This is a genomic window from Kamptonema animale CS-326, assembly GCF_028330895.1.
GTDB classification, from domain to species: domain Bacteria; phylum Cyanobacteriota; class Cyanobacteriia; order Cyanobacteriales; family Microcoleaceae; genus Kamptonema; species Kamptonema formosum.
The window spans coordinates 1-5398 of sequence record NZ_JAQMUA010000027.1 but is presented as its reverse complement, the minus strand read 5'-3'; the positions used below and the strand labels follow the sequence as shown (position 1 = coordinate 5398).

6 protein-coding genes are annotated in these 5398 nt (G+C 44.9%); 5 read left to right on the top strand and 1 reads right to left on the bottom strand.

Annotated features, from left to right (window positions below; all coding sequences use genetic code 11):
- The first annotated feature begins 218 nt into the window (after positions 1–218).
- From PN499_RS02025 to PN499_RS02015, 3 genes are all read left to right on the top strand, one after another.
- Complete coding sequence (locus tag PN499_RS02025) at positions 219–434, top strand: chlorophyll a/b-binding protein (protein ID WP_007358534.1); 216 nt, start codon at positions 219–221, stop codon at positions 432–434.
- 57 nt (positions 435–491) lie between these two features.
- Positions 492–728 carry a hypothetical protein gene (locus PN499_RS02020; RefSeq protein WP_007358533.1) on the top strand — a complete coding sequence of 79 codons (237 nt, stop codon included), beginning with the start codon at positions 492–494 and terminating at the stop codon, positions 726–728.
- Between the two features lie 114 nt (positions 729–842).
- A complete protein-coding gene (locus PN499_RS02015; RefSeq protein ID WP_272029973.1) occupies positions 843–1304 on the top strand; it encodes a pentapeptide repeat-containing protein in 462 nt (153 codons plus the stop codon).
- A gap of 70 nt (positions 1305–1374) precedes the next feature.
- Here PN499_RS02015 and PN499_RS02010 read toward each other — a convergent pair whose 3' ends face one another.
- A complete protein-coding gene (locus PN499_RS02010) occupies positions 1375–2583 on the bottom strand; it encodes a NupC/NupG family nucleoside CNT transporter (protein WP_272029971.1) in 1209 nt (402 codons plus the stop codon).
- Positions 2584–2685: 102 nt separating this feature from the next.
- Here PN499_RS02010 and der point away from each other — a divergent pair, with 102 nt between their 5' ends.
- Positions 2686–4050: a ribosome biogenesis GTPase Der gene (gene der / locus PN499_RS02005; RefSeq protein ID WP_272029970.1), complete on the top strand. Its 1365-nt coding sequence runs from the start codon at positions 2686–2688 to the stop codon at positions 4048–4050.
- 287 nt (positions 4051–4337) lie between these two features.
- Entirely contained in the window at positions 4338–5333 is a 996-nt protein-coding gene (locus PN499_RS02000; RefSeq protein WP_272029967.1) for an energy-coupling factor transporter transmembrane component T family protein, read from the top strand.
- The last annotated feature ends 65 nt before the right edge of the window (positions 5334–5398 follow it).

Here is a 5398-nt window from a genome sequence, read left to right as displayed (position 1 = left end):
GTATCTTTACCGCCCAGAGGGCGGCGTTACAAACAGTTTGGCGTAAGTTCTAAAATACTTGAAAGCTTTATCTAGTAAGGTTTAGGGCTTTTATATTTTCGACAATATCCGCTAACGGTGATTACGATCATCTACTTAGCTGAGCCAAATCACAAAACATATCTTAACAATCCGTTACATTAATTTACATAAGGACACAAACAACAAAGGAAAAAGACATGAACGCACGTAACTACATCGACGACCAAGGACTTCTCAACAACTTCGCGATCGAGCCCAAGATGTACGTAGATGAGAGCGTTAGCACTGGTTTTACCCCTTACGCCGAGAAGATGAACGGACGGTTTGCGATGATCGGCTTTGTCTCGCTGCTAGCGATCGAAGTTTTGACCGGACACGGCTTTCTGGGTTTTCTGAAGGATGTTTTAGGCTAAAAAGCTTGTATCGACTGTAAATCAATTAATTCTTGCAAAATCTTAGGAGAATAAGAAATGAAAACTGATTTTGACTATGGCGATCGCGATTTATTTGGCCCCGTTGTTTTCAGACCCGATTTCAACAGCTTTAAGGCAATTAACGCCAATCAAGCTTGGTCGCTATTCTTCACCGCCAGCCGGGAAGACAAAGCCTTGGGATTTAATGCAGAAACAGGTCGATTCTTTACTTACAGCTTAATCGCAACCGTTGTTACAGGGGTGATTTGGGCTTCCATTTTCCGCTCCTTCTAAGGACAACATTATAGAATGAATTTACTTGTTTCCATCGCCTTCGACTTATGTCGAGGGCTTGTTTTTTATTTATCCATGTCCTTAAATATAGTAAAGAGATTTGGGAGAAGAGTTATGGATGCAGAAGAATTGCTCAGACGGTATGCTGCTGGGGAGAGAAACTTTCAGCGCATCATTTTGAAATACGCTGACTTGAGTGGTGTTCAACTGCAAAATATCGACCTGGCTGGCGCTCAATTTAATTATGTTAACTTTAGCGGTATTAATTTTCATAGGTGTGAGTTGAGGGCGGCTGAATTTCGGTATTGTAACTTAAAAGAAGCGAAATTCTTTGGTTGTCATTTGGAATACACTAGATTTTTTGATTGTGATTTCAGAGGGGTTAACACAAGTGGTTGCAACCTGACTTCGACTCGTTTTATTAGAGTAAATCTTCAAGGTGCTAAGCTGGGTGGTTTTGGCGAAGATCCTTGTCGGTTCTGGGACGTTATGCGACCTGACGGAGTTTTCATCCCAGGTTTTACCCTCAATCCTTATTGCTCCTCGCACAATACTAACACGGACAACACAACTTAGCTGTAGGGTTGGGGCGATATAAGCGCTGTAGCTTAATCGTAATGATTTAATGCTGCACCCAGCTACCAAATCATAACAACATACCCGCAATACAAGCCGTCATAAAATTAGCGATCGCCCCCGCAATCATCGCCCTCACACCCCACCTCGCCAAATCCTTCTGCCTTTCCGGTGCCAACCCCCCAATCCCCCCAATCGTAATCCCAATCGAACCGATATTAGCAAACCCACAAATCGCATAAGTAGCAATTACAATCGCCCTTTCTGAAATCGCCTTACTATCCATCAACTGCTTCAAATCCAGATAAGCAATAAAATCATTTAAAATCGTTTTCTTCCCCAACAAAATCCCCACTTGCCCACAATCAGCCCAAGGTACACCCATCAACCACGCCACCGGAAACATCACAAAAGACAGCAACCATTCTAAAGATAATAACGGCAAACCTACCATCATTCCCAACCAATGCAGCAGCCCATTTGCAGTTGCCAATAACCCCAAAAAAGCAATCAGCATCACCCCCACACTAAACGCCAACTTTCCCCCCTGAAAAGCCCCATCCGCCGCCGCCTCGATCGCATTAGTATAATTAGTTTTCATTTCCACATCCATAGTTCCAGCCGTTAGAGGTTCCTCCATTTCCGGGTAAAACAACTTAGAAATTGCCATCGAAGCCGGCGCAGACATCACCGAAGCTGCTAACAAATGACTCGCAGGAACTCCAAAGGAAAGATATGCCCCCATCACTCCCCCCGCAATCGTCCCAAAACCTACAGTCATCACTGAATGTAACTCTGAAACCGTCATTTTTCCCACATAAGGCTTAATTAATAACGCCGCTTCCGTTGGGCCTAAAAATACATTTCCAGCACAGGAAAGTGACTCAGCCCCCGATATCTTCATGGTTTTCAACATCACCCACGCCATCCCCCGTACCAACTGCTGCAAAATATTATAATGATACAAAACACTAACAAAAGAAGAGAAAAATATGATAGTTGGTAAAATCTTAAAAGCGACAAACTGCTCTTGAAACTTTTCTCCGAAAACAAACTTAGCCCCAGCATCCGAAAAGTTTAGTAACTGCTGCATCACATCGCCGAGAAACTGAAATAGTATAAAACCGGGCTGAGTTCTAATAATCAACACCGCTAAAATTAACTGTAAAGCAATCCCCCACAAAACAGGTGCCCAGCGTACAGCACGCCGATTTACAGAAAAGGCGTAGGACAAACCCACGAAAACAGCCAGCCCCAAGACGGAAATTAGTCTTTCCATTAAGCAATTTTAGAATTTAAAATTAAGATTGTTAGATTTTAAGCGCTTGTTGGTTACAATGGAGAGAAATCATAAAACTCCTAAAGCTGCAAGCACCAGATTATGCCTCTACCTATAGTTGCTATTATTGGACGGCCAAATGTCGGTAAATCCACAATTGTTAACCGCTTCGCGGAGAGTCAAGATGCAATTGTCCACGACCAACCGGGGATGACGCGCGATCGCACTTACAAAAATGCTTACTGGGGCGATCGCGAATTTCAAGTCGTAGACACTGGTGGCTTAGTTTTTGACGATAACACCGAATTTTTACCCTTAATCCGCGAACAAGCAATGGCCGCCTTGGCTGAAGCCAGCGCCGCTATTTTCGTTGTAGACGGACAAATCGGACTGACTGGGGGCGACGAAGCGATCGCAGAATGGCTGCGTCAACAACGAGTCCCCGTCCTTCTAGCAGTCAACAAGTGCGAATCGGAAACCGAAGGCCTCACTCAAGCCGCCCAATTTTGGGAATTAGGCTTAGGCGAACCCTTCCCCATTTCTGGCATTCATGGTAACGGTACTGGCGAATTACTGGATGAATTAATTAGCCACTTACCAGCAATAGGAGAATTACCAGAAATTGACGAAACAAAAGTTGCCATTGTTGGTCGTCCCAATGTTGGGAAATCTAGTTTATTAAATGCCTTTCTTGGGGAAACTCGCGCCATAGTTAGCCCGATTTCCGGTACTACTCGCGACGCAATTGATACCGTAGTGGAACGCAACGGTAAAACTTACCGCCTAATAGATACAGCCGGGATTCGCAAAAAGAAAAACGTCGAATATGGCCCCGAATTTTTCGGCATCAACCGCGCCTTTAAAGCTATCCGCCGCGCCGATGTTGTATTATTAGTAATTGATGCCGTTGATGGCGTTACCGACCAAGACCAAAAACTTGCAGACCGGATTAGCGAAGAAGGTCGAGCCTGCGTAATTGTCGTCAACAAATGGGATGCAATTGAAAAAGATTCTACCACGATTTACGATTACGAAAAGGAAGTAAAAACTCGCCTTTATTTTGTCGATTGGGCAGAAATGATATTCGTCAGCGCTACCACAGGTCAACGAGTTGAAAAAATCTTAGAATTAGTTGACACCGCCGCCACAGCACACCAACGCCGCGTTACGACTGCGGTAATTAATGAAGTCATAGAAGAAGCAACTAGCTGGCACTCTCCCCCCGTTACCCGCCAAGGACGGCAAGGTAAGATTTATTATGGTACGCAAGTTAGAGCTCAGCCACCCACGATCGCCTTGTTTGTCAACGATCCCCTGCGGTTTAACGAGAATTACCGCCGCTACATCGAAACCCAATTTCGCAAACAATTAGGTTTTATTGGGACACCAATGCGGTTAGTTTGGCGAGGTAAAAAACCGCGCGATCTAGAAAAAAGTCGGACAAATAGAGCTATTCGCGTTAAATGATTTTAGCTTTGATAGGTTGATAGGAAAGTAGGGCGGCTTCATTCTCCCGAAACCTGCCAGGGGTTAAAACCCCTGTCTAATATCTGAAGTCGGTTAAAACCGACTGAAATACTAGCTCTTTAGTCGTCTTCAGACGACTTTCTCTATAAGGCAGGGGTTTTAACCCCTGACGGAATATAGCTTTAAAAGAATGAATCTATCCTGCTTTTTAAAGGTTTGCGGAGATATAAATTTCAACTTTTAATGCGTAATTTCTGAGAACATATAAAAATCTAAAATTTTCAAAGATGGATTTACTGCGATCGCTACCTTTAGGACTCTACTTAGAACAGCCCGTAACCTGGCTGCATCATCTAGACTCCAGGGTAAAATTAGCTTGGTTAATGACATTTCTAATCGCACCCGTTCTCGCTAATCCCTTTTGGCGTTTGATGCTAGTAGGATTGCTAATCGTGGTGACAATCACAGCCTCAATTCCCCTGCGGGTGTGGAAACAGCAAATGGGGTTTCTGTTGACATTCAGCTTCTTTGTATTTGCCCTCAGCGCGATCGCCCCCGACGGACTCCCTACCAATCATCAACCCCGTCTCCCCGCCGACGAACTTACCTTTGCTCAACAGCCAGCAATCCTCTCTCCAGCGCCATCAAAACCCTGGTACAATCCCTTTGGTTTTGGCTCTAAACCTACTCCCCAAGCCTCACCCGTAGCGCCTTCCTTAACATCCCTACCACAGCCCACAGACTACAATTACATCCTCTTCAACTCAGGGCCGATCAAAATTAGCAGGCGTTCTCTAGAATTAGGAATTCGGATCAGCACCCTATTTTTTACCATAGTTTACAGCACCAACCTATATCTTTTAACCACCGCCAGCGAAGAAATCACCGCTGCGCTCGAAAACTTAATGCAACCCTTACGACGGTTGCGGTTGCCCGTCACCGAAATCGCCTTAACATTAACTTTATCCTTGCGATTTCTGCCCCTAGTTCTAGAAGAAATACAAAATTTAGTGCGATCGGTGAGCACCAGAGCGATTAACTGGAAAAAACTTGGTTTTCGCCGCGCGGCCCAAGTTTGGTTAATGGTAGCTGAAAGACTCTTAGAAAACTTACTGCTGCGAGCCACCCAAATCGCCAGCGCCATGAAAGTACGCGGCTTCACCAGTCCCGACAAACATCGTGTAGAGTGGCATCAGTTGCGCTTCAAACTTCGCGACTGGTTAGCTCTTGGCTTTCTGGGACTACTCTGGGGCGCTCGCCTGTTGTGGGGTTGGCAAACTTGAGGATATTTTATTATCGGATTTTTTACACAAAAACTCCGTAACGCCGCCCTCTGGGCGGTAAAGTC

Excerpts from the sequence above, each read along its gene's own strand:
- PN499_RS02025 (WP_007358534.1), top strand. The coding sequence starts at position 219 with ATGAACGCACGTAACTACATCGACGACCAAGGACTTCTCAACAACTTC.
- PN499_RS02020 (WP_007358533.1), top strand. The coding sequence starts at position 492 with ATGAAAACTGATTTTGACTATGGCGATCGCGATTTATTTGGCCCCGTT.
- PN499_RS02015 (WP_272029973.1), top strand. The coding sequence starts at position 843 with ATGGATGCAGAAGAATTGCTCAGACGGTATGCTGCTGGGGAGAGAAAC.
- PN499_RS02010 (WP_272029971.1), bottom strand. The coding sequence starts at position 2,583 with ATGGAAAGACTAATTTCCGTCTTGGGGCTGGCTGTTTTCGTGGGTTTG.
- der (WP_272029970.1), top strand. The coding sequence starts at position 2,686 with ATGCCTCTACCTATAGTTGCTATTATTGGACGGCCAAATGTCGGTAAA.
- PN499_RS02000 (WP_272029967.1), top strand. The coding sequence starts at position 4,338 with ATGGATTTACTGCGATCGCTACCTTTAGGACTCTACTTAGAACAGCCC.